The 26,033-nt window shown below is 61.6% G+C and carries 20 protein-coding genes; 10 read left to right on the forward strand and 10 right to left on the reverse strand.

The features are described from left to right. The first annotated feature begins 1 nt into the window (after position 1). Both HFO71_RS12905 and HFO71_RS12910 read left to right on the forward strand, forming a co-directional pair. Positions 2-2,206: a molybdopterin-containing oxidoreductase family protein gene (locus HFO71_RS12905; RefSeq protein WP_168258212.1), complete on the forward strand. Its 2,205-nt coding sequence runs from the start codon at positions 2-4 to the stop codon at positions 2,204-2,206. Further along, positions 2,203-2,793: an NUDIX domain-containing protein gene (locus HFO71_RS12910; protein ID WP_168254995.1), complete on the forward strand. Its 591-nt coding sequence runs from the start codon at positions 2,203-2,205 to the stop codon at positions 2,791-2,793. Before HFO71_RS12905 ends, HFO71_RS12910 begins: the two co-directional genes overlap by 4 nt. Positions 2,794-3,060: 267 nt before the next feature. On the opposite strand, the gene HFO71_RS12915 is transcribed toward HFO71_RS12910, so the two are convergent. Then, positions 3,061-3,462: a type II toxin-antitoxin system VapC family toxin gene (locus HFO71_RS12915; protein ID WP_168258213.1), complete on the reverse strand. Its 402-nt coding sequence runs from the start codon at positions 3,460-3,462 to the stop codon at positions 3,061-3,063. Continuing rightward, positions 3,462-3,701 (reverse strand): type II toxin-antitoxin system Phd/YefM family antitoxin, encoded by a 240-nt coding sequence (locus HFO71_RS12920; RefSeq protein WP_131640480.1) that lies wholly within the window; start codon positions 3,699-3,701, stop codon positions 3,462-3,464. The genes HFO71_RS12915 and HFO71_RS12920 overlap by 1 nt, the downstream gene beginning before the upstream one ends. 169 nt (positions 3,702-3,870) lie before the next feature. Between HFO71_RS12920 and HFO71_RS12925 the strand changes: the two genes are divergently transcribed. Then, positions 3,871-5,040 carry an alpha-D-ribose 1-methylphosphonate 5-triphosphate diphosphatase gene (locus HFO71_RS12925; protein ID WP_168258214.1) on the forward strand — a complete coding sequence of 390 codons (1,170 nt, stop codon included), beginning with the start codon at positions 3,871-3,873 and terminating at the stop codon, positions 5,038-5,040. Here HFO71_RS12925 and purN read toward each other — a convergent pair. Next, entirely contained in the window at positions 5,037-5,708 is a 672-nt protein-coding gene (purN, locus tag HFO71_RS12930; protein WP_168258215.1) for a phosphoribosylglycinamide formyltransferase, read from the reverse strand. The two genes, HFO71_RS12925 and purN, sit on opposite strands and share 4 nt — an antisense overlap. Beyond that, positions 5,705-6,778: a phosphoribosylformylglycinamidine cyclo-ligase gene (gene purM / locus HFO71_RS12935; RefSeq protein ID WP_131718945.1), complete on the reverse strand. Its 1,074-nt coding sequence runs from the start codon at positions 6,776-6,778 to the stop codon at positions 5,705-5,707. Before purM ends, purN begins: the two co-directional genes overlap by 4 nt. A 245-nt stretch (positions 6,779-7,023) precedes the next feature. On the opposite strand from purM, the gene HFO71_RS12940 reads away from it, so the two are divergent. The 4 genes from HFO71_RS12940 (at position 7,024) to ppx (ending at position 12,655) form a co-directional block, all read left to right on the forward strand. Beyond that, positions 7,024-8,148 carry an AI-2E family transporter gene (locus tag HFO71_RS12940; protein WP_017959846.1) on the forward strand — a complete coding sequence of 375 codons (1,125 nt, stop codon included), beginning with the start codon at positions 7,024-7,026 and terminating at the stop codon, positions 8,146-8,148. Next, positions 8,141-8,854 (forward strand): DnaA regulatory inactivator HdaA, encoded by a 714-nt coding sequence (hdaA, locus tag HFO71_RS12945; RefSeq protein WP_131640376.1) that lies wholly within the window; start codon positions 8,141-8,143, stop codon positions 8,852-8,854. The genes HFO71_RS12940 and hdaA overlap by 8 nt, the downstream gene beginning before the upstream one ends. A gap of 66 nt (positions 8,855-8,920) precedes the next feature. Continuing rightward, positions 8,921-11,125, forward strand: a complete 2,205-nt coding sequence (locus HFO71_RS12950; protein WP_131640375.1) for an RNA degradosome polyphosphate kinase — start codon at positions 8,921-8,923, stop codon at positions 11,123-11,125. Between the two features lie 12 nt (positions 11,126-11,137). Beyond that, positions 11,138-12,655, forward strand: a complete 1,518-nt coding sequence (gene ppx, locus HFO71_RS12955) for an exopolyphosphatase (protein WP_168258216.1) — start codon at positions 11,138-11,140, stop codon at positions 12,653-12,655. A 272-nt stretch (positions 12,656-12,927) separates the two neighbouring features. On the opposite strand, the gene HFO71_RS12960 is transcribed toward ppx, so the two are convergent. From HFO71_RS12960 to HFO71_RS12975, 4 genes are all read right to left on the reverse strand, one after another. Further along, positions 12,928-14,286 carry an esterase-like activity of phytase family protein gene (locus HFO71_RS12960; protein ID WP_131664286.1) on the reverse strand — a complete coding sequence of 453 codons (1,359 nt, stop codon included), beginning with the start codon at positions 14,284-14,286 and terminating at the stop codon, positions 12,928-12,930. Between the two features lie 106 nt (positions 14,287-14,392). Further along, positions 14,393-15,454, reverse strand: a complete 1,062-nt coding sequence (locus HFO71_RS12965; protein ID WP_221988151.1) for an adenylate/guanylate cyclase domain-containing protein — start codon at positions 15,452-15,454, stop codon at positions 14,393-14,395. 150 nt (positions 15,455-15,604) lie between these two features. Continuing rightward, complete coding sequence (gene rnd, locus HFO71_RS12970; RefSeq protein WP_027665291.1) at positions 15,605-16,750, reverse strand: ribonuclease D; 1,146 nt, start codon at positions 16,748-16,750, stop codon at positions 15,605-15,607. 152 nt (positions 16,751-16,902) lie between these two features. Continuing rightward, positions 16,903-18,294, reverse strand: coding sequence for a multicopper oxidase family protein (locus HFO71_RS12975; protein ID WP_168258217.1), 1,392 nt, complete (start codon positions 18,292-18,294; stop codon positions 16,903-16,905). A 254-nt stretch (positions 18,295-18,548) separates the two neighbouring features. On the opposite strand from HFO71_RS12975, the gene aspS reads away from it, so the two are divergent. Next, positions 18,549-20,339, forward strand: a complete 1,791-nt coding sequence (aspS, locus tag HFO71_RS12980) for an aspartate--tRNA ligase (RefSeq protein WP_072640771.1) — start codon at positions 18,549-18,551, stop codon at positions 20,337-20,339. A 63-nt stretch (positions 20,340-20,402) separates the two neighbouring features. Here the strand turns inward: aspS and HFO71_RS12985 are convergent, their stop codons facing one another. Then, on the reverse strand, positions 20,403-21,569 hold the full coding sequence (locus tag HFO71_RS12985) for a serine hydrolase domain-containing protein (protein WP_168258218.1): 1,167 nt from the start codon (positions 21,567-21,569) through the stop codon (positions 20,403-20,405). A gap of 66 nt (positions 21,570-21,635) precedes the next feature. Between HFO71_RS12985 and HFO71_RS12990 the strand changes: the two genes are divergently transcribed. Then, positions 21,636-22,277 (forward strand): TetR/AcrR family transcriptional regulator, encoded by a 642-nt coding sequence (locus HFO71_RS12990; protein WP_221977286.1) that lies wholly within the window; start codon positions 21,636-21,638, stop codon positions 22,275-22,277. 59 nt (positions 22,278-22,336) lie between these two features. On the opposite strand, the gene HFO71_RS12995 is transcribed toward HFO71_RS12990, so the two are convergent. Beyond that, the gene (locus HFO71_RS12995; protein WP_221988154.1) at positions 22,337-23,524 is read right to left on the reverse strand and encodes a hypothetical protein; all 1,188 of its coding nucleotides are present in this window, start codon (positions 23,522-23,524) and stop codon (positions 22,337-22,339) included. 235 nt (positions 23,525-23,759) lie between these two features. On the opposite strand from HFO71_RS12995, the gene parC reads away from it, so the two are divergent. Next, positions 23,760-26,015: a DNA topoisomerase IV subunit A gene (parC, locus tag HFO71_RS13000; RefSeq protein WP_221988156.1), complete on the forward strand. Its 2,256-nt coding sequence runs from the start codon at positions 23,760-23,762 to the stop codon at positions 26,013-26,015. Positions 26,016-26,033: the final 18 nt, after the last annotated feature.

The following is a 26,033-nucleotide window of genomic DNA, read 5'->3' on the forward strand; positions in this document are numbered from 1 at the left end:
TATGAATTCGCGTCATGGGGAATTTTTGTGGCTTTTGGCCGTGCAAGCCTTGGAATATACAAATGCCATGAAGATTGCGACCCCCATCCACGCCAAATCATCCGAGCCGGAGAATAGGGTAGGCCACACGGCCTGTCCGCATGACTGTCCCTCCACCTGCGCGCTGGAGGTCGAGATATCGGAGGATGGTCGCATCGGCCGTGTGCGCGGCGCGAACGACCATTCCTACACGTCGGGCGTCATTTGCGCCAAGGTCGCCCGTTACGCCGAGCGGCTCTACCATCCCGATCGCCTGATGCATCCCCTACGCCGCGCCGGCGCCAAGGGGGGAGGGCAGTGGCAGCAGATTTCCTGGGACGATGCGCTGGATGAGATCGCCGAAGCCTTTGTGAAGTCCGAGGCAAGGGACGGCAGCGAGGCGATCTGGCCGTATTTTTACGCGGGCACCATGGGGTGGGTGCAGCGCGATTCGATCGATCGCCTGCGTCATGCCAAACGCTACTCCGGCTTCTTCTCCTCGATCTGCACCAATCCCGCCTGGACCGGCTTTACCATGGCGACCGGCACGCTGCGCGGTCCCGATCCGCGCGAGATGGGCCGCACCGATTGCGTCGTCATCTGGGGCACCAATGCGGTGTCGACGCAGGTCAATGTGATGACGCACGCCATCAAGTCGCGCAAGGAGCGCGGCGCGAAGATCGTCGTCATCGACATTTACGACAATCCGACGATGAAGCAGGCCGACATGGCGCTGATCGTCAGGCCCGGCACCGATGCCGCACTCGCCTGCGCCGTCATGCACATCGCCTTCCGCGACGGTTACGCCGACCGCGAATATATGGCGAGATATGCCGATGATCCCGCCGGTCTCGAAGCGCATCTGAAAACCAAGACGCCGCAATGGGCTGCTGCCATCACCGGCCTTTCCGTCGAGGAGATAGAAGCCTTCGCCAGCCTCGTAGGCACGACGAAGAAGACCTTCTTCCGCCTGGGCTATGGCTTTACCCGCCAGCGCAACGGTGCAGTCGCCATGCACGCGGCCGCCTCGATCGCCACCGTTCTTGGTTCCTGGCAATATGAAGGCGGCGGCGCCTTCCATTCGAACAGCGATATCTTCCGCATGAACAGCGCCGAACTGACCGGCCGGTCGATGAAGGATGCCGATATCCGCATGCTCGACCAGTCGCAGATCGGCCGCGTGCTGACCGGCGATGCCGTGGCGCTGCGCCACCGCGGCCCTGTCACGGCGATGCTGATCCAGAACACCAATCCCGCAAACATCGCGCCCGAGCAGCGCCTCGTCAGACGCGGCTTCGCCCGCGATGATCTCTTCGTCGCCGTACATGAGCAATTCATGACCGAAACGGCTGAGATCGCCGATATCGTCATTCCGGCGACGATGTTCGTCGAGCATGACGATATCTACCGGGCCGGCGGCCAGAACCATATCCTGTTGGGGCCGAAGCTGGTCGAGCCGCCGCCAACCGTGCGCACCAATCTCTTCGTCATCGAGGAACTGGCCAAACGGCTCGGCGTCGCCGATCGCCCCGGCTTCGGCTTCACCGCCCGCGAGATGGTCGACCGCATCCTCGAATCGAGCGGCCTGCCGGGCTACGACCATTTCCTCGAACACAAATGGTTCGACCGCCAGCCGGCTTTCGAGGAAGCGCATTACCTGAACGGCTTTGCCCATCCGGATGGCAAGTTCCATTTCCGCCCGGACTGGATCAATCAGCCGGCGCCGAACAAGCCACCGGCGGCGATCGGCGCGCTCGGGCCGCATGCCGCGCTTCCGGCCTTCCCCGATCAGGTCGATGTCATTGAAGTCGCCGATTCCGAACATCCCTTCCGGCTCGCCACCTCGCCAGCGCGCAACTTCCTGAATTCGAGCTTTTCCGAGACCAAGACCTCCCGCCAGAAGGAAGGCCGCCCTGAAGTGATGATCAATCCGGCCGATGCCGAAGCCAATGGCATCGCGCAGGGCGATCTTGTGCGCATCGGCAACAGCCGCGGCGATCTGCGCATCCACGCCCGCATCACCACCGAAGTCAAATCCGGCGTGCTGATCGCCGAGGGGCTTTGGCCGAACAAGGCGCATGTCGACGGCGAAGGCATCAACGTCTTGACCGGCGCCGACCCTGTCGCGCCTTATGGCGGGGCGGCCGTCCACGACAACAAGGTCTGGCTTCGCAGGGACGCAGCATGATGCAGCCGAAATCACGCGTGAAGATCGCCGGCGAGGAAACCCTGTCGAATGGGTGGACGCGGCTGAGCAGCTACCTGCTCGACTATATCGACCGCCAGGGCGCAACCCAACGGTTGAAGCGGGAAGTCTATCACCGCACACCGGCCGCCTGCATCCTGCTTTATGATCCGAAGCGCGACCTCGTCGTTCTCGTCCGCCAGTTCCGCCTTGCCGTTCATCTCAACGGCGATCCCGCCTGGATGATCGAGGTGCCGGCCGGCCTTCTCGACGACGACCATCCGGAAGCGGCAATCCGTCGCGAGGCGATGGAGGAGACCGGCTATCACCTGCGCGATGCGCGGTTCCTGTTCAAATCCTATACCTCGCCGGGCGCCGTCACCGAGGTCGTGCATTTCTTTGCAGCCCTCGTCGACACCGCCGATCGCGTCGCCGAAGGCGGCGGCCTGGACGATGAACACGAGGACATCGAAGTCCTCGAGATTCCGCTCGACGAGGCGGCGGCGATGATCGAAACCGGCGAAATTTTCGACGTCAAGACGATCGTGCTTCTGCAATGGGCGCTGTTGAACAGGGGAACGCTTTCTTAGAGCCTTTCCTGGTCAGATTGTAGCATTCTGCCGGAGCAGGTTTTCGTCAGGGCAGAGGCGATTGGCGAAGGGCATACCTCTTGGTACGTCCGAGCCGATCGCCTTTGATCCTGGCGGAAAGATGCCCGGCCCTTCGGGTTGGCTGAAACGGGCCGGCTGATCGACCGGCCGGCTTGGCCGTAGAGCTTGGCTACGACGCGCGCCGGCCGGTCGACCATCCGACTCCGTTTGAGCCAACAGAATGCTGCAATCTGACCAGGAAAGGCTCTAACTCAGCCCGAAGGTGAGACTTTCCGCTGACGCAGCACGTTCCAGTCCGGCGTCCAGCGTCGCAAGCGATACGTTCTCTGCGACCGCGAGCGCGAGATAAGCGGCGTCATAGGCCGATAGCTGATATTTTCCGGCAAGTCGTAGGATCGGAAGATGGTCTTCGCTTGAGACAGTGCGCAGCGGCAGGCTGGTGAGTCGCATGAGACAAGCGAGCACATCGTTGGAGATGAGTTTCCGCCGTTCCGCGGTCAACAGGATGTTACGCATCTCATGCCAGAAGAGATCGGGCACCAAGGCGTCTTCCGTTTCGAGAAACGACAAGGCTTCTTCGGCCGTCCGGCTTTCCTCATCGGCAAGCAACCAAGCCGCCGCAACCGAAGCATCAACCACGAACGGCATCAGCGCTGACCTTCGCGACGCCAGGCTTGAATTTCAGCCGCGGTCGCTCCGGCGCGTTCTGCCCGTTCGCTGCGGAGTGCACGGATGGCGTCGAGCCTCTGGCGGCGGTCATCGATCTTGATCATGCGCGCGACCGGGTTGTTGCCGCGTGATATCACCACATCTTCGCCTGCTTCCACCTTTGTCAGAAGCTCGGAGAGATGCGTTTTTGCCTCTGCCACTTTCACTTTGATCGTCATAGCCACCGTCCATTTTGTTTCTAATGTAATGATATCCAAAACTTGGTCAGCCGATTGGTCAAGCGTGGCAAAGCAAGAACGCAAAGAGTAAGAAGCTTCATGCAGTTGTCACGAAGCAGTTCTATGCGCTGCGGTTTATCAATCATCGGATGCGGTCAGGAGACAGCCAATGTGGCTCGGCAATTTCACCCTCGTTCTCCCAAACGAGGTGGTGAGTGAAGGTTCCGTGCGTGTTGAGGGTGGCGTCATCGCCGAGATCAGGCCGGAGCCGGTCGCCGGTGCTGTGATCGATGGCGGCGGGCGGCTGCTGATGCCGGGCTTCGTCGATCTCCACGGCGATATGATCGAGCGCGAGATTGCCCCGCGGCCGAACGCGATGATGCCGATCGATTTCGGCATCCACGAACTCGACAAGAAACTTGCTGCCGCCGGCGTCACGACGGCGTTTGCCGCCGTCTCGTTCGCGACCGAAAGCGTCTACGGCCACGTCCGCTCGCTGGAGACGACATCGGCGGTGATCGAAGGCATCAACCGCCTGCGTGACGATCTGCTGATCGACCACCGCGTCCACGCCCGCTACGAAATCACCAATGTCGGTGCAGCCCCTGCACTCGAGCGCCTGCTGAATGCCGATCAGATCGACATGGTTTCGCTCACCGATCACACGCCGGGCCAGGGCCAGTACAACAACCTGCAGAGCTACATCCTCAGCATTTCCGAGCGTCGCGCCATCTCCGAGGAAATGGCGGCGGAGATCGTTTCCAAGCGCATCGCCATGCGCAGCAATCCCGACATCGAGGCCAAGCTGAAGGAGATCGTCGCGCTGTCGCTGAAACACAAGCTGTCGCTTGCCTCGCATGACGACGACAGCGTCGAAAAGGTCGCCGAAATGCACGATCTTGGCGTCACCATCAGCGAGTTTCCTGTCACCGCACCTGCGGCGGAGGAGGCGCGCCGCCGCGGCCTCTGGACGTTGATGGGCGCGCCGAACGCGCTGCGCGGCCAGTCGATGTCGGGTAATCTCAGCGCGCTCGATGCCGCAAGCGCCGGCCTGCTGAGCATCATCGCCGCCGATTATCATCCGGCCGCCTTCGTGCCCGGCATCTTCAAGCTTGCCGATATGGTGGAAGGTGGCTTGCCGGCAGCCGTTGCCATGGCGACCAGCAATGCGGCCCGCTCGGCCGGATTGTTGGATCGTGGCGCGATCGCCATCGGCCAGCGCGCCGATCTGGTCGTGGTCGAGCCGGGTGATATCAATCGCATCCGCGCCACCTTCCGCGCCGGCCGCTTCGTCTACAGCGACGGCACGCTGCATCCATTGCGGGCGCTGGCGGCTTAGGCGCGATCGCCTATCAGTGAAATCAGCTGAGCCTTGGGCACAGCGGTCGAGGCCTGAGCGCTGACGGCCCTGCCGGCTTCCATCGTCACACGGCCCTCGGCAAAGAGCCGTAGCGCTTGCGGATAGATCTGGTGCTCCACGGTGAGCACACGTGCAGCAAGGCTTTCGGCCGTGTCGCCGGAAAGAACCGGTACGGCCGCCTGGCCGATCACCGGCCCCTCATCCATGCCTTCGGTGACGAAATGCACCGTGCAGCCGGCGATCCGCATGCCGGCATCGATTGCACGCTGATGCGTATGCAGGCCGGGAAACAGCGGCAGCAGGGAAGGGTGGATGTTGAGCATCCGGCCTTCATAACGTTGTATGAAGGTCGCCGTCAGCAGCCGCATATAGCCCGCCAGGCAGAGAATGTCGGGTGAAAGCTCATCGAGCGCCGAAAAGATCGCCGCCTCATGTGCATCCTTGCTGGCATAGTCCTTGCGGGGAAAAGCGAAGGTGGCAATGCCTTCGGCAGCCGCCTTGGCAAGCCCGCCGGCATCCGTCTTGTCGGAGATCACCCCGACGATCTCGGCCGGGTAGTCGGCGGCCTTTGCAGCCGCAACCAGCGCCATCATGTTGGAGCCGCTGCCTGATATGAAGACGACGGCGCGTTTGCGCGGCGAGCTCATATGGCAAGCGTACCCTTGTAGACCGTGCCGGCAGCGCCCTCGTCGCGGGCGATCATGCGGCCGAGCGTGATAACAGTCTCGCCCTCGGCTTCGAGTGCGGCGGAAACCGCCGCAACATTCTCACCGGCGACGACGGCGATCATGCCGACGCCGCAGTTGAAGGTGCGCAGCATTTCCTTGGATTCGACGCCGCCCGTCTTGGCGAGCCATGAAAACACCGGCGGCACCTTGACGGCGGCAAGATCGATCTCGGCCGCCAGATGCTTCGGCAGCACGCGCGGAATATTTTCCGGGAAGCCGCCGCCGGTGATGTGCGCCAGCGCCTTGATGGCGCCGGTCTCGCGGATCGCCTTCAGGAGCGGCCTCACATAAATACGCGTCGGCTCGAGCAGGGCTTCGCCAAGCTTCTTGTCTTCGGCAAACGGCGCCGGTGCATCCCAATCGAGGCCGGACAATTCGACGATCTTGCGCACCAGCGAGAAACCGTTGGAATGGACGCCGGAGGAGGCGAGGCCGAGGATCACGTCACCCTCGGCAATATCGCCTGATGGCAGGAGCTTGCCGCGTTCGGCAGCACCGACGGCAAAACCCGCGAGGTCGTAGTCGCCGGAGGAATACATGCCGGGCATTTCGGCCGTCTCGCCGCCGATCAGCGCGCAGCCGGCCTCACGGCAGCCGGCGGCAATGCCGCCGACGATGGCCGCGCCCTGGTCGGGGTCGAGCTTGCCGGTCGCGAAATAATCGAGGAAGAACAGCGGCTCGGCGCCCTGTACCACGAGATCGTTGACGCACATTGCGACGAGGTCGATGCCGACGGTTTCGTGATAGTCGGCGTCGATCGCAATCTTCAGCTTGGTGCCGACGCCGTCATTGGCGGCGACGAGAACCGGATCGGTAAAGCCTGCCGCCTTGAGATCGAAAAGCCCGCCGAAGCCGCCGATCTCGCCGTCGGCGCCGGGACGGCGGGTCGAGCGCACCGCCGGCTTGATCTTTTCGACGAGCAGGTTGCCGGCATCGATGTCGACGCCCGCATCGCTATATGTCAGGCCGTTTTTCCCAGACTGGCTCATGCTGGTCTCCGATGGCTATTTCAGGCGGCAAACGTGCCGCGTCATCTGCCGGTCGCAATTGCATGACAGGGGCTTTTATGCAAGCGCTGCATGGCGAAAGCCCCCAATTTCCCGCGTCTTCTTCCGGCCTTTCCGGGATTTGGCGCGACAGGGTTGACCATCTTTGCGCCTGCATCCTATGTGCTCAATGGCCGCTTCGGATCGGATGCGGCGTCAGACGGCGGCGAGCGATCAGCGGGGAAGCAATGCCACAGCAAGTCAGCGGCAACAGTCTCAAACGTCAGATTTTCTTCTGGCTGGTGGTGCTCGTCTTCTTCATCGTCTTTCTCTATGTCTTCAGCTCGATCCTGCTGCCCTTCGTCGCCGGCATGGCGATCGCCTACTTCCTCGATCCGGTGGCAGACAGGTTGCAGCGGCTGGGACTGAGCCGCATGATGGCGACCATCGGCATTCTCGTCGCTTTCGTGATCGTCTTCGCGCTGGCGCTGATGATCCTCATTCCGGTGCTGATCAGCCAGTTCAACGATTTCGCTCAACGTCTGCCGGGTTATATCAGCCAATTACAGCAGTTCATCGCGCAGGCGCAGAATTCGCTGCTGCCGGACTGGGTTGAGAACCAAGTGGGCACGATCAAGGACAATCTCTCGGGCATCCTGTCGGAGGGCATGGGCTTCCTCACCGGGCTCTTTGCGCAGATCTGGAATTCCGGAAAGGCGATCGTTGACGTCATATCGCTGCTCGTGGTCACCCCCGTCGTCGCCTTCTACATCCTGCTCGATTGGGACCGCATGGTCGCCAAGGTCGATCAGTGGATCCCGCGCGATTATGTCAGCGATGTCCGCCAGATCGCCAAGGAGATCGACCAGGCAATCGCCGGTTTCATCCGCGGCCAGGGCTCGCTCTGCCTCATCCTCGGCATTTATTATGCCGTCGGCCTCTCTCTCGTGGGGCTGAATTTCGGGCTGCTGATCGGCCTCTTCGCTGGCATGATCAGCTTCATTCCCTATGTCGGCTCGATGGTTGGTCTCGTGCTGGCGGTCGGCGTCGCGCTTGTGCAGTTCTGGCCGGATTATCCGTGGATCGGCCTGGTGCTCGTCGTCTTCTTCAGCGGTCAGTTCCTCGAAGGTAACATTCTGCAGCCGAAGCTCGTCGGCTCCAGCGTTGGCTTGCATCCGGTCTGGCTGATGTTCGCGCTCTTTGCCTTCGGCGCGCTCTTCGGTTTCGTCGGGCTTCTGGTCGCCGTGCCGGCGGCGGCGGCGGTCGGCGTCCTTGTTCGTTTCGCACTTTCACGCTACCTTCAGAGTGATCTTTATTTTGGCGGGTCGCCGAGTGGCAGTGCCCGGAAAACGAAATCAGTTCCCAATGAGTGACGCGAAAAACGCTGATCCGAAGCGCAAGGCCGGAGAGCAGCTGCCGCTGGTCTTTTCGCACGATGCCGCAAGCGGGCGCGACGACCTCCTGATCTCGGAGCGGCTCGCCGCCGCCGTTTCGATCGTCGATGCCTGGCCGGCATGGCCATCGCCGGTGGTCGTGCTCGCCGGCCCCGTCGGCTCGGGAAAATCGCATCTCGCCCGGATCTGGCGGGAATTGAGCGGCGCCGTCGACATCCACCCCGAGCGTGGCTCGGATGCGGCGGTTGCCGCTGCCGCCGGCCCGGTGCTGTTCGAGGACGCCGACCGCCTCGGCTTCGACGACAATGCGCTCTTTCACGTCATCAACAGCGTGCGCGAAAACGGCACCAGCCTGTTGATCACCAGCCGTCTCTGGCCGATGTCGTGGCCGGTTTCGTTGCCCGATCTGCGCTCGCGCCTGAAAGCGGCAACCGTCGTCGAGATCGGCGAACCCGATGAGGCGCTGTTGTCGCAGGTGATCGTCAAGCTCTTCGCCGACCGGCAGCTTTATATAGATGACAAACTCGTGCTCTATATCGTTGTCAGGATGGAGCGGTCGCTGAACGCGGCCCAGACAATCGTCGAAAGGCTTGACTCGTTGGCGCTGTCGCGGGGCACGAAAATCACCCGGTCTCTTGCTGCCGAAGTATTGAATGAATTGGGAAATTCGGAACCGGCCGATTGACTGTCACAGTTCCGTCGTCAAACTGATATAATTGCCTTTGGCGATTGAAAACGGGGTAAGCGGACTATGGATAGTGCAGTCGCAGAACATCAGGAACTCACTCCGGAAATCAACGACAACACCCCCCCGCTGGAAGAGCTGCTCAAGAGCCCCGAGCGCTTCATCAACCGAGAATTCTCCTGGCTGCAGTTCAACCGCCGTGTCCTGGAAGAAACGCTGAATACCGAGCATCCGCTGCTCGAGCGTGTCCGCTTCCTGTCGATCTCGGCCGCCAACCTCGATGAATTCTTCATGGTGCGTGTCGCCGGCCTCGAGGGCCAGGTACGCCAGAATATCGCCATCCGCAGCCCGGACGGCAAGACGCCCGCCGAGCAGCTCGACTCGATCCTGCAGGAGATCGACCATCTGCAGATGGAGCAGCAGGCCTCGCTCGCCGTGCTGCAACAATATCTCGCCAAGGAAGACATTTTGATTGTGCGCCCCGGCGCCTTGAGCGATGGCGACCGCCAGTGGCTGGCCGCCGAATTCGAGCAGGCGATCTTCCCTGTTTTGACGCCGCTATCGATCGATCCCGCCCATCCGTTCCCCTTCATTCCGAATCTCGGCTTCTCGATCGGTCTGCAGCTCGTCAGCAAGAACGGCCGCGAGCCGATGACGGCGCTGCTGCGCCTGCCGGTGGCGCTCGACCGCTTCGTCCGCCTGCCGGATGATGGAAACACAATCCGCTACATCACGCTGGAAGACGTCGCCAACATTTTCATCCATCGGCTCTATCCGGGTTACGAGGTGCAGGGCTCCGGTACGTTCCGCGTCATCCGCGACAGTGATATCGAAGTCGAGGAAGAGGCCGAGGATCTCGTCCGCTTCTTCGAAACGGCGCTGAAACGCCGCCGCCGCGGCAAGGTCATCCGCATCGAGACCGATTCGGAAATGCCGGCGTCGCTGCGCCAGTTCGTTGTCCAGGCGCTGAGCATCCCAGACAACCGCGTCGCCGTTCTGCCGGGTCTTCTGGCGCTGAACACGCTGTCGGAGATCACCAAGGCGCCGCGCGACGATCTGCGTTTTGCCCCCTACAATGCGCGATTTCCCGAGCGCGTCCGCGAGCACGCCGGCGATTGCTTCGCCGCCATCCGCGAAAAGGACATGGTCGTCCATCACCCCTACGAATCTTTCGACGTGGTGGTCCAGTTTCTTCTCCAGGCTGCGCGCGATCCTGACGTCCTGGCGATAAAGCAGACGCTTTACCGCACCTCCAACGACAGCCCGATTGTCCGCGCGCTGATCGACGCCGCCGAGGCCGGCAAGTCGGTGACGGCGCTGGTCGAGCTCAAGGCCCGCTTTGACGAAGAGGCAAACATCCGTTGGGCGCGCGACCTCGAACGCGCCGGCGTCCAGGTCGTCTTCGGCTTCATCGAGCTCAAGACCCACGCCAAGATGTCGCTGGTCGTCCGTCGCGAGGATGGCAAACTGCGCACCTATTGCCATCTCGGCACCGGCAACTATCACCCGATCACCGCGAAGATCTATACTGATCTCTCCTACTTCACCTGCAATCCCGTCATCGCCCACGACATGGCGAACATCTTCAACTTCATCACCGGCTACGGCGAGCCGGAACAGGGCATGCAGCTCGCGATCTCGCCCTATACGATGCGCTCGCGCATCCTGCGTCACATTGAGGAAGAGGTCCAGCACGCCAGGAACGGTGCGCCGGCGGCGATCTGGATGAAGATGAATTCGCTTGTCGATCCCGACATCATCGACGCGCTCTATCGCGCCAGCCATGCCGGCGTCGAGATCGATCTTGTCGTGCGCGGCATCTGCTGCCTGCGTCCCCAGGTGCCCGGCCTTTCGGAAAAGATCCGCGTCAAGTCGATCGTCGGCCGCTTCCTCGAACACAGCCGCATCTTCTGCTTCGGCAACGGCCACGGTCTGCCGTCCGACAAGGCGCTGGTTTATATCGGCTCGGCCGACATGATGCCGAGAAACCTCGATCGCCGTGTCGAAACAATGGTTCCGTTGACAAATCCGACCGTTCACGAGCAGGTCTTGTCACAGATTATGCTCGGCAACGTGATTGACAATCAACAAAGCTACGAGATATTGCCCGACGGTACGTCGCGTCGCATGGAAGTGCGCAGGGGCGAAGAACCGTTCAATGCGCAGCAGTATTTCATGACCAATCCGAGCCTGTCAGGCCGTGGTGAAGCTCTGAAGTCCAGTGCGCCGAAGCTGATCGCCGGCCTGCTCGAAGGCCGCAACAACAAGTAATACTGGACCTAAATGGTTGAATCTGAAGCCCAGGGGCGCCTTCCGGGGATCGCCCCGGTCTCCGTTGTCGATATTGGATCGAATTCGATCCGTCTTGTCGTCTACGAAGGCATGTCCCGTTCGCCCACCGTCCTCTTCAATGAAAAGGTCCTCTGCGGCCTCGGCAAGGGTGTCGCCCTTACCGGCAAGATGGATGAAGACAGCGTCGCGCGGGCTCTGGCGGCGCTGCACCGTTTCAAGGCTCTATCCGACCAGGCGCGCGCCGCCACCATGTATGTGCTGGCAACGGCGGCCGCGCGCGAGGCAAGCAACGGTCCCGATTTCATCCATCAGGCAGAAACCATCCTGAACCGCAAGGTCCGCGTGCTCTCGGGTGAGGAGGAGGCGAAATTCGCTTCGCTCGGCATCATCAGCGGTTTCTACAATCCTGACGGCATCGCCGGCGATCTCGGCGGCGGCTCGCTGGAACTGATCGATATCAAGGGCAAGGAGTTCGGCAAGGGCATCACGCTGCCGCTAGGCGGCCTGCGCCTGTCGGAATATGCCGGCGGTTCGCTCTCCAAGGCCCAGACCTTTGCCCGCAAGCAACTGAAGACGGCAAAGCTGTTGTCGAAAGGCGAGGGCCGCACCTTCTACGCCGTCGGTGGCACCTGGCGAAACATTGCCAAGCTGCACATGGAAATCACCCATTATCCGCTGCATATGATGCAGGGTTATGAGGTGTCTTTCGAAGCGATGATGCTGTTCCTCGAACAGCTGACCGCGCGCGATTCCCGGGAGCCGGCGCTGCAGGTTGTTTCCAAACACCGTCGTTCGCTGCTGCCCTTCGGCGCTATCGCCATGAAAGAAGTCCTGAGCGCGATGAAGCCGTCGGTGATTTCCTTCTCGGCGCAGGGTGTGCGCGAGGGATATCTTTATTCGCTGTTGTCGGAGTCCGAACGCCGCCTGGATCCGCTGCTTGCCGCGGCCGGCGAACTGGCGATCCTGCGTGCGCGTTCGCCGGAGCATGCCCGCGAGCTCGCGGAATGGACCGGCCGCATGATGCCCCTTTTCGGCATCCAGGAAACCGACGAGGAAAGCCGCTACCGTCAGGCCGCCTGTCTGCTGGCCGATATCAGCTGGCGCGCCCATCCTGACTATCGCGGCCTGCAGGCGCTGAACGTCATCGCCCACTCTTCCTTCGTCGGCATCAGTCATCCCGGCCGCGCTTTCATTGCGCTTTCCAACTATTACCGTTTCGAAGGCCTGCATGACGACGGCGCCACCGGCCCGCTGGCGCAGATCGCCACGCCGCAGCTCATCGAGCGCGCCAAGCTGCTCGGTGGCATGCTGCGCGTCGTCTACCTCTTCTCGGCCTCGATGCCCGGCATCGTCAAGAACCTGACCTTCCGCAAATCCTCGAACCCGGACCTCGACCTCGAATTCGTCGTGCCTCCGGAGTATCGCGACTTCGCCGGCGAACGCCTGGACGGCCGCCTGCAGCAGCTGTCGAGACTGACGAACAAGCGCTTGGCGTTTCGGTTCGAATAGGTCTGATTTGCGGCCGTTGTGCCGAGCAGGCCCCCTCTGGCCTGCCGGCCATCTCCCCCCAGGTGGGGAGATCACAAGTGGCATGACCTTCCCGCATCTTGAACGTCAAGCCGAGTTGAATCGCTGATTGTTTGGGGAAGCCCTTGCGCCCAGCCAATCTCCCCACCTGTGGGGGAGATGCCCGGCAGGGCAGAGGGGGGCACACACGGCACAGCGTCAACGAAAAAGGCGGCGCCTGCGCACCGCCCTCTCTATCTCACATCACGCTCGAATTACTTCGCGTTCAGGAACTCGCCAACCTCGATCAGGCTGAACTCGTTATTGTCGGCCTTGTCGGCGGCGCGGCCGGCCGAAAAGGGCAGGTTGTTGTCGTTGCCGATGATGATGTGTGTGGCGTCGACGCGGTCGACGTTTTCGATCGTCACGAACGGCATGTCGTAGGCGCCGTCCTTGCTGCCGGCCCTCTTCTTGTTGTCGGGGTCGTGGATGTTGAGGAGGTCGATATAGCCGATCTTGCGGACGGACTTGCCGACATTGGCATCGTTGAACTCGATCTTGTAGACGCGCTTCAGCACGGCCGGAGCTTCGAAGCAATCCGGCTTCGGCTGCTTCGGATCGGCGCAGGCCTTGTCTGCCGTGCCGGCGCCGTTATCGCGCTCGATGACGAGAGCGGTCGTGTCGTCGAGCATGTTGAAGTCGCCGATCGACACACCCTTGTCTTCGAACGGATAGAACCAGCTGCGGCCGGTCCACTTCTTCGACGCGACGTCGAATTCGATGACGCGAATGGCGGTGTGGCCGTCGATGGTTTCCACCGTGCCGTCATCCTTGTAGATGGCGCCTTCGAGCAGGCCGTAGAGCTTGGCGCCGTCCTTGGACATGGCAAGGCCCTCGAAGCCGCCGGAGCGCTTCAGATTAAAGACCGGCATCTTGGCGGCCGGGTTGGCCGGAACCGAGAGAAGCGGATTGTCGGGCGAAAGCACCGGCTTGCCGTCGAGCGTCGTCGGGATGACGTCGGTGAGGCGGCCTGACATGTCGAACTTCAGGATGTAGGGACCGAATTCGTCGCCGAGCCAAAAGCCGTCGGCAACCGGCTGGATCGATTCGATGTCGAAGTCGGCGCCGGTGAGATAACGCGTGCCGGTGCCTTCGAGAACGATCGGGAACGGAGCGATCTTGTTCGGATCGGAGAGAAAGAGGTTCTTGACGACTTCAGCCTTGTTGCCGGCCCAGTCGAACTTCATCTGGTGCAGGAAGAGCATGGAGTCCGACGAATTGGACTTCGAGCCGAAACCGTTGTCGGAGAGCGTCCAGAAAGTGCCGTCGGCCATCGTCTTGACGCCGGAGAAACCCTGGATCGGCTGGCCGTCGAAGGGAAGCTTCAGATCGGTGACGCGGGCGCCGTCCTTACCGGGGACGGTGCCGAGCGCTTCAGTGCGCTTGCGGTCCGGCGTCGTAAACTTGCCGGAATGCTTGAGGAATTCGGGGGCATCGGCCGGCGCCGGAACCATGGTATTGGCGGGCAGGATCGCCTGGCCGGCGAGCTTGGCCGGGAACTGCTGCTGGTCGGCCGAAGCGGAGCCCGCGACCAGGATCAAAAGCGATACGGAAGCAATAAGGACGTTCTTCATAATATCCCCGTGGAGCGGATTGCAAAGGCCTTCCGCTTAGCAGGGCTTCCGTGTCAGCGAATTGACGGTTGGGTGAAGCTTTGGTGACGTGAGGTCAAGACCGTGCTCAGCCGTGCAGAATGACCGCCGGCGTGTTCAGCACGGTGACCGCGCGCGAGGAAAGCGCCATGACGCCGAGTGCCTGGCCGCGCCCCTTGACGGCATGGGTGCCGAGATCCTCGCAAGTGATGTCGTAGGGAAAATCCATGCGCCGGGCAAGCTCGCTGGAGATCAGCACCGATCGGTTCAGACTGCGGCAGAGCGTCTCCAGCCGGGCGGTGGTGTTCACCGTATCGCCGAAATAGCTGATCTTGTGATGGTCGACGCCGATTTCGGCAGTGATGATCTCGCCGCCATGGAGGGCGGCGCGGAGCTTCGGCACCTGCCCGTAATTCTTTCGCCAGCCAGCGGCATTGGCGTCGATATCGGCGAGGATATCGAAGATGCAGCGCACGCAACGCGCATCCTTGACGCCGCGGGCAAGTGGCCAGGTGATGATCGCAGCATCGCCGACATAGTCGTTGATCATGCCCTTGTGACGCCTGACGGGCTCGGCGAAGGTCGCAAACAGCGAGCTCAGCAGTTGTTGCGCCCTGAGGTCGCCGTGCTTTTCGGCAAAAGCCGTCGAATCGACGAGGTCGATGAACAGGAAGACGCGCTCCTCCCTGACCGGATTGCGGTAGCGGCTGATGAGCATGCTGAGGAAAACTTCACGACCAAGCAGTTCCCGCACGCGCAAGACGAAGATCAACATCGTGCAGACCGCAAGCGCATAGAGGAAGACCTCGAACGGCATGATGACGAGGTCGAGGAGCGACACCGGCTTCACCATGCCGAGCCACCAAAGCAGCAGGCCGGCGCAGGCAAAGCCGATGCTCATCAGGATTTCGTAGATCAGCAGCTCGGTGACGATGAAGGCGAAAGTCGGCAGCTTCTGGATGCGCCTGTAGAGTGCTCGAAACAGCACCTTGCGCTCGAAAGCGAGGATCGGCATGCCGATGAAGAGCGCGAAGATCGCCCCGACGATCGGCGTCTGATTGGAATAGAACATCAGATCATAGATGACGCCGCTGGCCGCAAGGACGATCGTGATCAGGATCCAATTCTGTGTCGGAGATATTTCCCGCATGCCGCCTCTGCGCCGTGATGTTTCTTCCCGCCATTGTTTCAGGCCGGAAAAAACCGTCAAGCGAATTCGAAATTACAGCGCCGCTGTAGCACTTTGAATGACTGCATCACGCCTTAAATCGATGCCGATTTAAGGCGTGATGCAGTCGCCTCAGAGGCTGACGGTTTCGACCTTCCGGTCGACGAAGCGCAGAGCGATCGCGCCTTGGATCAATTGCAGTGCCGGCTCGCCGAAAAGATCGCGCCGCCAGCCGTGCAGGGCAGCGACTTCGGCCTTCTCGCCCTCGGCGGCGATCCTGTCGAGATCTTCGCTATTGGCGATCACCTTCGGCGCCACGCCGTGTTTTTCCGAAATCAGCTTCAGCAGAACCTTCAACAATTCAACGGCAGCAGCGGCCCCTTCGGGCGCCTGCGCCTGGCGTGGCACATGCGGCATATCGGCCTTCGGAAGAGCAAGAGCGGTGTTGACGGCCTCGATAACCGCGGCGCCGGAAGTCGAGCGCTCCCAACCCTTCGGAATGGTGCGCAGACGGCCGAGCGCCTCGGTATCCTTGGGCTGTTGCTGGGCGATCTCGTAGATCGCATCATCCTTCAGCACCCGCGAACGCGGCACGTTGCGGGCCCGCGCCTCGCGTTCGCGCCATGCGGCGACATATTTCAGGATCGCCAGCTCCTGCGGCTTGCGCAGACGCATCTTCAGGCGCTGCCAGGCATCGTCTGGATGCATGTCGTAGGTTTCGCGCGACTCGAGAACGTCCATTTCCTCGGAGAGCCAAGAGGTGCGGCCTTCGCGTTCGAGTTCCGCCTTCAGCGACAGGTAGACGTCGCGCAGGTGGGTGACGTCGGCCAGCGCATAATCCAGCTGTTTGTCCGAGAGCGGCCGGCGGCTCCAGTCAGTGAAGCGCGACGACTTGTCGATATGGACGTTCTTGATGCGGCTGACCAACTGGTCATAGGAGACGCTGTCGCCGAAGCCGCAGACCATTGCGGCGACCTGCGTGTCGAAGATCGGATGCGGAATGAGATTGCCGCGATTGAAGATGATTTCGATGTCCTGGCGGGCTGCATGAAAGACCTTCAGCACCTTCGTATCGGCCATCAGCTCGAAGAAGGGGGCGAGATCGATGCCCTTGGCCAGCGGGTCGACGAGGACTTCCGTCGTCGGGCTTGCCATTTGGATCAGGCAGAGCTCCGGCCAGAAAGTCGTTTCGCGCAGGAATTCGGTGTCGATGGTGATGAAGTCGGACTTGGCCAGCTCTTTGCAGGCGGCCGCCAAATCGGCGGTGGTTTCGATCATATCATTTCATTCGCAAGGAAAAGGTCGGTTAAACCTTCCTTCTCCTTTCGGTTCGATATGTCAATACAACAGCATACGCTTCGAGCATTGCTGGCTAAGAATCACGTCCAAACTGAGGCACGGCGGCAATCGCGGTGAAAGTGCAGGCTTTCTCAGCTTACCCTGAGATAGCTCGTCATTCCCGTCTTCTGGTGCTCGATGATATGGCAATGCAGCAGCCAGTCGCCGGGATTGTCGGCGACGAAGGCAAGCTGCACTTTCTCGTCCGGCTGAATGAGATAGGTATCGGAGGTGAGCGGCATCACCTTCCGCGTCGAGGAGGAGATCACCGTGAAGCTCATCCCATGCAGATGGATCGGATGGGCATGCGGCGTGGTATTCTCCAGATTGAAGACATAGCTCTTGCCGAGCTTCAATTCCGCAAGCGGCGCCGTCGGATCAGGCGTGTCGCCCGGCCACGGCATCTTGTTGATGGCCCAGAAACTGTAGCCGAGCGTGCCGCAGATGCTTTCGGCGCTAGCATTCTCGGCAGTGGCGCTCAGCACCAGTGGGATCTGCTCGGCAGCGGTTAGATCGGCCTTCGGGACGGGGTTGTCGACAAGCGGCCCAAGATCGCCGATGGCGCGCTTCAACGACGATCCGATCGCGCGCAGGCTGGCGATCGTCTTCGGCGCCGTGCCGCGGATATCCTCCAGCGTCGCGACTGCGCCTTCACCATCAGGCATGCGCACGGCAAGATCGAGCCTTTGACCCGGTCCGATCTGCAGGAGGTCGAGGGAAAAACGCTTCGGCACCGGATTGCCGTCGATCGCAATCACGGTGGCGTCGGCGCCTTCCATCTTCAGCGAGAAGATCCGCGTCACGTCGGTGACGGCAATGCGCAGCCGCACCAGCCCGCCGGCCGGCGCGTCATATCGCGGCTCCTGGTGCCAGTTGGCGGTGCGCACCGTGCCGTAGGTGCCGGTCTTGGCAGCGTCGCGCGGCCGGAAGGGGGCGATGAATTGTCCCTTGCCGCCGAGCCGCCAGTCGCGCAGGTTCAGCACCACCTCGGTATCGAATTGCGGATCGGCCGGATCTTCGACGACGATGACGCCTGTCATCCCATGCCCCATCTGCGTCAGCGTGTTGCAATGCGGATGGTACCAGAAGGTGCCGGCATCGGGCGGCGTGAAGGCATAGTCGAAGCTGTCGCCGGTATAGACGTAAGGCTGCGTCATGAACGGCACGCCGTCCATGCGGTTGTCGATGCGAAGCCCGTGCCAGTGGATCGTCGTCGGTTCGTCGAGCCCGTTTTTCAGACGCGCCGCATAAGGCTGCCCCTTCCTCATCCTGAGAATCGGCGGCATGCCGTCATGGCCCCAGCTCATGATATCCCTGGTCGGTCCTGCCGCAGTCAGCATGGCTTCGGTCTTCACCGCCGTCAGCTGCTGCGGCTCGGGAGCCGCCTCGGCAAACCCGAATTTGCCGGCAATGCCGATGCCGACGCCATAAGCGCCCGCAACGGCGGATGCCTTCAAAAGGTTGCGTCGGCTAAGGAGAGGCATGCGGATGCTCCACGGTGAGAATGCCGATCCTTTTAAAGTTGACCGGCGGCTTCAGCAATACGGGAAGCGCGGCCAAACTGCCGCAGCATACCGGTCGCAGCCTCGCCATAAACGCGTGTCAAACGCTCGGCCGCGCGCGCCAAGCCTTGACAAATCGGAGCGTCCATGCGCTTTTCCGCCCGATTTTCTTGTCGGCGCTTGAGGGTCTTGGAACCCTTGCTGCCGTCTTAAGCCACATGCCAGGATTTGAGATCATGCATCGCTATCGCAGCCACACATGCGCCGCCCTCCGCAAGTCGGATGTCGGCTCGACCGTCCGTATCTCCGGCTGGGTTCACCGCGTTCGCGACCATGGCGGCGTTCTCTTCATCGATCTTCGCGACCATTACGGCATCACCCAGGTCGTTGCCGATCCCGATAGCCCGGCCTTCAAGATGGCGGAAACCGTGCGTGGCGAATGGGTCATCCGCATTGATGGCCTCGTCAAGGCCCGCACCGAAGACACCGTCAACAAGACCATGGCGACCGGCGAGATCGAGCTTTACGCACAGGAGATCGAAGTCCTCTCCGCCGCCAAGGAATTGCCGCTGCCGGTCTTCGGCGAGCCGGACTATCCCGAAGACGTCCGCCTGAAGTATCGTTTCCTCGATCTTCGCCGCGAAACGCTGCACAAGAACATCGTCAAGCGCACCCAGGTCATCTCGGCCATGCGCCGCGAAATGGGCAATGTCGGCTTTACCGAATATACGACCCCGATCCTGACGGCCTCCTCGCCGGAAGGCGCGCGCGACTTCCTCGTGCCGTCGCGCATCCATCCCGGCACTTTCTATGCCTTGCCGCAGGCGCCGCAGCTGTACAAGCAGCTGCTGATGGTTGCCGGCTTCGACCGCTACTTCCAGATCGCGCCCTGCTTCCGCGACGAAGACCCGCGTGCTGATCGCCTGCCGGGCGAATTCTACCAGCTCGACCTGGAAATGAGCTTCGTCACCCAGGAAGACGTCTGGGACACGATGGGTCCGCTGATGACCTCGATCTTCGAGGAATTCGCCGAAGGCAAGCCGGTCACCAAGGAATGGCCGCGCATCCCCTATGACGAGGCGATCCGCAAATATGGCTCCGACAAGCCCGATCTGCGCAACCCGATCGTCATGGAAGCGGTCACCGAACATTTCGCCGGCTCCGGCTTCAAGGTTTTCGCAGGCATGATCGCCTCCAACCCGAAGGTCGAGATCTGGGCGATTCCGGCCAAGACCGGTGGTTCCAGAGCGTTCTGCGATCGCATGAATGCCTGGGCGCAGTCGACGGGTCAGCCTGGCCTCGGTTACATCTTCTGGCGCAAGGAAGGTGACAAGCTCGAGGGCGCCGGCCCGCTGGCAAAGAACATCGGCGAGGAGCGCACCGACGCGATCCGGACCCAGCTCGGCCTCGATGACGGTGACGCCTGCTTCTTCGTTGCAGGCGATCCGGCGAAGTTCTACAAGTTTGCCGGTGAAGCCCGCACCAAGGCCGGCGAAGAGCTGAACCTTGTCGATCGCGACCGTTTCGAACTCTGCTGGATCGTCGACTTCCCGTTCTTCGAATGGAGCGAGGAAGAAAAGAAGGTCGATTTCGCCCACAATCCATTCTCGATGCCGCAGGGCGGCCTCGACGCGCTTCAGAACCAGGATCCGCTGACCATCAAGGCGTTCCAGTACGACGCCGTCTGCAACGGCTTCGAAATCGCCTCGGGCTCGATCCGTAACCAGTCACCGGAAACCATGGTCGCCGCCTTCGAGAAGGTCGGCCTCAGCCAGCAGGATGTCGAGGATCGTTTCGGCGGCCTCTACCGCGCCTTCCAGTATGGCGCCCCCCCGCATGGTGGCGCCGCCTTCGGTATCGACCGTATCGTCATGCTGCTCGTCGGCGCGAAGAACCTGCGCGAAATCTCGCTCTTCCCGATGAACCAGCAGGCCCAGGACCTGCTGATGGGCGCGCCGAGCCCGGCAGCGCCGACGCAGCTGCGCGAGCTGTCGATCCGGCCGATCCCGCCCGTCAAGAAAGATTGAGATCGCCTGATCCCGAATGCAAAAGCCCGGCAAATCGCCGGGCTTTTCTGTTGGTTTGGTCACTCACAATGCCGCGTAGATCGCCTCGCGAAGATCGACCGTGAATTTTCCCCACATGCCTTCAAGCGTCGTGTTGGTCAGCGCAACGACGGTCAACCCGTTGACCGGATCGATGAACCAGCTATGGCCGTAGACGCCGCCCCATTTCAACGTGCCGGTGGGGAAGGGGACGCCTGCCTCGGCCGGATTGGTGATGACCGACCAGCCGAAGCCAAAGCCGGAGCCGGGTTCGTGCTGCTGGCGACGCCCGTCGGCCTGGTCCGTCATCATCATCCCTACGGTTTCAGTCGAGAGCAGCGGTGCGCCACCCCTACGGATGGTTTCGAGTATGGCCAGGATATTACCCGCCGTTCCCGCCATGCCGGCGCCGCCGGAATGATAGGAGGCGGGGTCGAAGATGCGGTTCGGCGCAAAGCGGATCGGACCCATCAGCGACATCACCAGCGCAGTCTCGCCCATCAGCGCCGGTTCGGGTGAAGCGTTCATATAGGCCGCTGCAAGCCGGCTGCGGTCGCGAACCGAAAACGCGGTATCGGCAAGGCCAAGCGGTTTCGTCACCAGTTCGGCGACGGCCGCGCCCAGCGGCACGCCTGTTTCCGCCTCGATGACGCCGCCCAGAACATCCATGGCGACGGAATATTGCCAGTCGCTGCCCGGCGCGAAGCGCAGCGGTGCGCTTGCGATCCGCCGCAGGTTCTCGGCCAGCGGCAGCCCGGGTTTGTCGAGGCCGTCGGAAACGCCGGCGCGGGTATAAGAATCGTCCTCTTCGAAGAAGCTGTAGCTGAGGCCCGACGTATGGGTCAGCAGGTGGCGGATGCGAATGGTTGCTTCACTGCCGTCAGGCAGCCTCGGCCGGAAGTCCGGCAGCCATCTCGTCACCGGGTCGTCGAGCCCGATTCTTCCCTGCTCGACGAGCCGCATTGCGGCGATGGTGACGATCGGCTTGGTGATGGAGGCAAGCCTGAAGATGGTGTCTTCGCGCATCGCCAGACCGCTTTCGCGGTCGGCAAGGCCGGCGGCACGGTGATGGACGATCTCTCCGTCGCGGGCGATAAGCACCACCGTTCCCACAAGCCGTTTGTCGTCGAAAGCACTTGTGATGGCCGCATCGACCGCTGCCGCAAGAGACGGATTCGTGTCGGCGTCTGCCATATCCAGGGGAAGACTCATCAGATTAAACCTTCTATAATCACAATGACCGTTCCTGAATATAGAAAACCACTTCGAATTTCTAGAGTGATCATTGTGAAAAATAGCCAAGACGTGGAAAATTCGATCACCCGCCGCCGCGGCCGTCCGCCGGCCTTCGACCGCGAGACCGTTCTCTCGGCGGCGCGCGAGACTTTCTGGGAGCATGGATATGAGGGTGCCTCGATCGCCGATCTCACTGCCGCCATGGGTATCACGCCGCAAAGCCTCTATGCCGCCTTCAACTCGAAGGCCGATCTCTACCGCGCCGCGCTGGAGCAATACCGAGGGCTGGGCGCCGACACTTTTTCCGCGCTCGGCGAGCCGATCGACACCGTCTCCGCCTTCGAGGGCATATTGCGGGGCTCGGCTGAGATTTTCTCGGCGCCGGAGCATCCGAAAGGCTGCATGATCTCGACGGCCGTGCTGAACTGCGCCAGCGAGAACGAGGTGATCGCCGACCATGTCGCAGCGCTGCGCCGTCGCTCGCTGGACGCTTTCACGGCAAGGATCGAGCGCGGCATCCACGAGGGCGACATGAAGCCACAGACGACTCCCCGCGCGCTGGCACGGTTCCTCGGCGCCATCATTCAGGGCATGTCGGTGCAGGCGAGGGATGGCGCATCGCTAGAGGAGTTGCTTGATATCGCAGTCCTCGCCATCGCCGAGGTCGCCCGTCATCGCGCCTGAAAACAAAAAGGCCCGGCAGTACCGAACTGCCGGGCCTGTTCGTCGCAAGAGCGAAGCAATCAATCGTTGGCGGTAACCTTGACGCCAAGCACCTGCGGCAGCGTGTTCGGAGCACCCATGGCGGCGCCCACGATCGTCGGGAACGGCACCGGCTTTTCAGGAGCGGCCTTGACGGTCAGGCTCTTCGGATCGTCGAGGAAGGTGTTGACCGCAGCCGAAATGGCGTTTTGCAGTTCCGGGATATTGAGCTGCGCCAGCATGATCGGCGTCATCGCCTTCAGCGAATCCGCCATCTGCTTGCCGGATATTTTCTGCTGTGAACCGGCATAATCGAGCGCGCGCTTGGTGATCGAGGCATCTTCGAAGCGCACCTGCGCGGCCTCGAAGGACAGCTGCTGCATCAGGCCGAGCATGGCAAGACCGAGCGCCTGCTGCGATTCTTCCTTGTTCGGGTTGGCTTCGGATTGCTTCATCGCATCCTGCAGCGACTTCACGAAGGCCATCGTGTAGCCCGAGATCTTGAAGCCAAGGTTCAGCTTGCCGATATTGGTGAAGTCGAAGGCGAATTCCGAAATGTCGATCGTGCCGGGGGCAAGTTCCCAGGCGCCCTTCATGGTGATGTCGCCCTGGATGTGCTGCAGGGCCAGCTTTTCGATCGCGTCCTTGCTCTGCGGATCCTCTGCCTTGGTGAGATCGGCCTTCATGCTTTTGAAGGCGCCGTCGAAATCGAAGCCGGATTCGTCTTCGCGCAGCGTCAGGTTGACGTCGCTTTCGAGCACCGAGAACAATTCCGCCCCATCCTTGACCACCTTCAGCGGGCCGGTATGGGCAGTTTCGTAGAGCATCATGGTATCGAGCGTGTCGCCTCCCGGCGTTGCCGGGATCGAGATGCCGCCGAGCGTCAGCTCCTGCGCCGTGACCGTGACGCCGTCTTTCGTGGTGTTGATATCGGGGAAGGCGGCCTCTTCGATGTAATAGCCGCCATCCTCGTCTTCTTCGACGCCGGAAAGAGTGACTTCGCCAACGGCCAGGCTTTCGCCACCGGCCGATTTGACGCTGACATTCTTCAGCGTCGCGGTCGTGCCGTCGATATCGACGCTGTCAGCCGAAATCGTTCCGCCTTGTGCGGCATAGGCGGCATTGAGCTTCTTCAGCAGATCGGCGCCGTCGAGAGCGAAAGCTGAGCCGGCGAGCGAGAAAAAGGCTGCGCTCGACAGCATCAGCCGCGTTGTCCGGTAAAAGTTCATGGGGTGATTCCTCTGGTGGCGTGGTGGCGGTTGGAAATCTGCAGTGACGCTACTACGGATTCGGCCTGCTTTATATTTGCCGACCTCTAAATTTTTGTTGAGAGGAACGGCAAACGAAGTCCAAATTGCGGCGGAACGTTTGTCGCGTCCTTTGATGCCAGTCCCAAGACTTCATCCACAGCCGTAATGGCCTGGATTCCTTGCCCGCAGGCCGCTTCTGAGCTAGGCAGGACCTATGGGACAACAGATTTTGCCGCCTTCAGGCGGAGACGACGATCACATCCAGCCGGTCGACCTCAAGGCGGCGCTTGAGCAGCGTTACCTTGCCTATGCGTTGTCGACCATCATGCATCGCGCCTTGCCTGACGTGCGCGACGGGCTGAAGCCTGTCCATCGCCGTATCGTCTACGCGATGAACGAGATGGGGCTGAGGCCGAACTCGGCCTTCAGGAAATGCGCCAAGATCGTCGGCGAGGTGATGGGTAACTACCATCCGCACGGCGACCAGTCGATTTACGATGCGCTTGCCCGTCTCGCCCAGGACTTCTCGCAACGCTACACGCTGGTCAACGGCCAGGGCAATTTCGGCAATATCGACGGCGATAGCCCCGCCGCCATGCGTTACACCGAATCGAAGATGACGGCGGTTTCCGAACTGCTGCTCGAAGGCATCGATCAGGATGCCGTCGATTTCCGCGACACTTACGACGAATCGAATTCCGAGCCGGTCGTCCTTCCCGGCGCCTTTCCGAACCTGCTCGCCAACGGCTCCTCCGGCATCGCCGTCGGCATGGCGACCTCGATCCCGTCGCACAATGCTCACGAGCTTTGCGACGCCGCCCTGCATCTGATTAAACATCCCGATGCGACCGTCGAAAAGCTCGTCGAATTCATTCCCGGCCCGGATTTCCCCACCGGCGGCATCATCATCGACAACCGCGACAGCATCATCGAGAGCTACCGCACCGGCCGCGGCGGTTTCCGCGTGCGGGCAAAATGGCAGACGGAAGATCTTGGCCGTGGCGGCTACCAGATCGTCATCACCGAAATTCCCTTCCAGGTGCAGAAATCGCGGCTGATCGAGAAGATCGCCGAGCTGCTGATCGCCCGTAAGCTGCCGCTGCTGGAAGATATCCGCGACGAATCGGCCGAGGACATTCGTGTCGTGCTGGTGCCTAAGACCCGCAGCGTCGATCCGACGATCCTGATGGAATCGATGTTCAAGCTGACGGAGCTCGAAAGCCGCTTCCCGCTCAACATGAACGTGCTCTCCATGGGCCGCATCCCGCGGGTCATGGCGCTGAACGAGGTGTTGAAGGAGTGGCTGGACCACCGCCGCGAAGTTCTGCAGCGCCGCTCGCGCTTCCGTCTGGCGGCAATCGACAGACGCCTCGAAATCCTCAGCGGCCTGCTGGTCGCCTACCTCAACATCGATGAGGTCATCCGCATCATCCGCGAGGAGGACGAGCCGAAGCCGGTGATGATGGCGCGCTGGGATCTCACCGACAATCAGGTCGAGGCGATCCTCAATATGCGGTTGCGCGCCTTGCGCAAGCTGGAAGAGTTCGAGATCCGCAAGGAATTCGGCGAACTCACCAAGGAGAAGGGCGAGATCGAGGCGTTGCTTTCCTCCGACGACAAGCAGTGGCAGACGGTCGCCTGGGAAATCGGCGAAGTGAAGAAGAAATTCGCCAAGGCGACCGAGGTCGGCCGCCGCCGCACCCAGTTTGCCGACGCGCCCGAGACCGATGAGGAAGCAATTCAGCAGGCGATGATCGAGAAGGAACCGATCACCGTCGTCATTTCCGAAAAGGGCTGGATCCGCGCGTTGAAGGGCCATATCGCCGATACGGCGGCGCTGACCTTCAAGGAAGGCGACGGCTTGAGGATCGCCTTCCCGGCGCAGACGACGGACAAGATCCTGATCGTCACCACCGGCGGCAAGGCCTTCACGCTCGGTGGCGACAAGCTGCCGGGCGGCCGCGGTCACGGCGAGCCGCTGCGCATCATCGTCGATATGGATAACGACCAGGCGGTGCTGACCGCTTTCGTCCATGATCCCTCGCGCAAGCAGCTGATTGTCTCGACCGCCGGCAACGGCTTCGTCGTTCCGGAGGCCGAGCTGGTCGCCAATACCCGCAAGGGCAAGCAGATCATGAACGTCGCGCTGCCCGAGGAAACGCAGTTGCTCGTGCCCGTCAGCGGCGACCATGTCGCCGTTGTCGGCGAAAATCGCAAGCTGCTGGTCTTCCCCTTAGCGCAAGTGCCGGAAATGTCGCGCGGCAAGGGCGTGCGTCTGCAGCGCTACAAGGATGGCGGCATTTCCGATGTCCGCTGCTTCGCGATATCAGACGGCCTCGTCTGGGAAGACAGCGCCGGCCGCACGTTCACGAAGAACAAGGACGAACTTGCCGAATGGTTGGCCGACCGCGCCACTGCCGGTCGCACCGTGCCCAAGGGCTTCCCGCGCAGCGGCAAATTCGCCGGCTGAGGCCTAAAAATTCCGCGC

The sequence above is a fragment of the Rhizobium laguerreae genome (genome assembly GCF_019778565.1).
GTDB lineage: Bacteria > Pseudomonadota > Alphaproteobacteria > Rhizobiales > Rhizobiaceae > Rhizobium > Rhizobium laguerreae.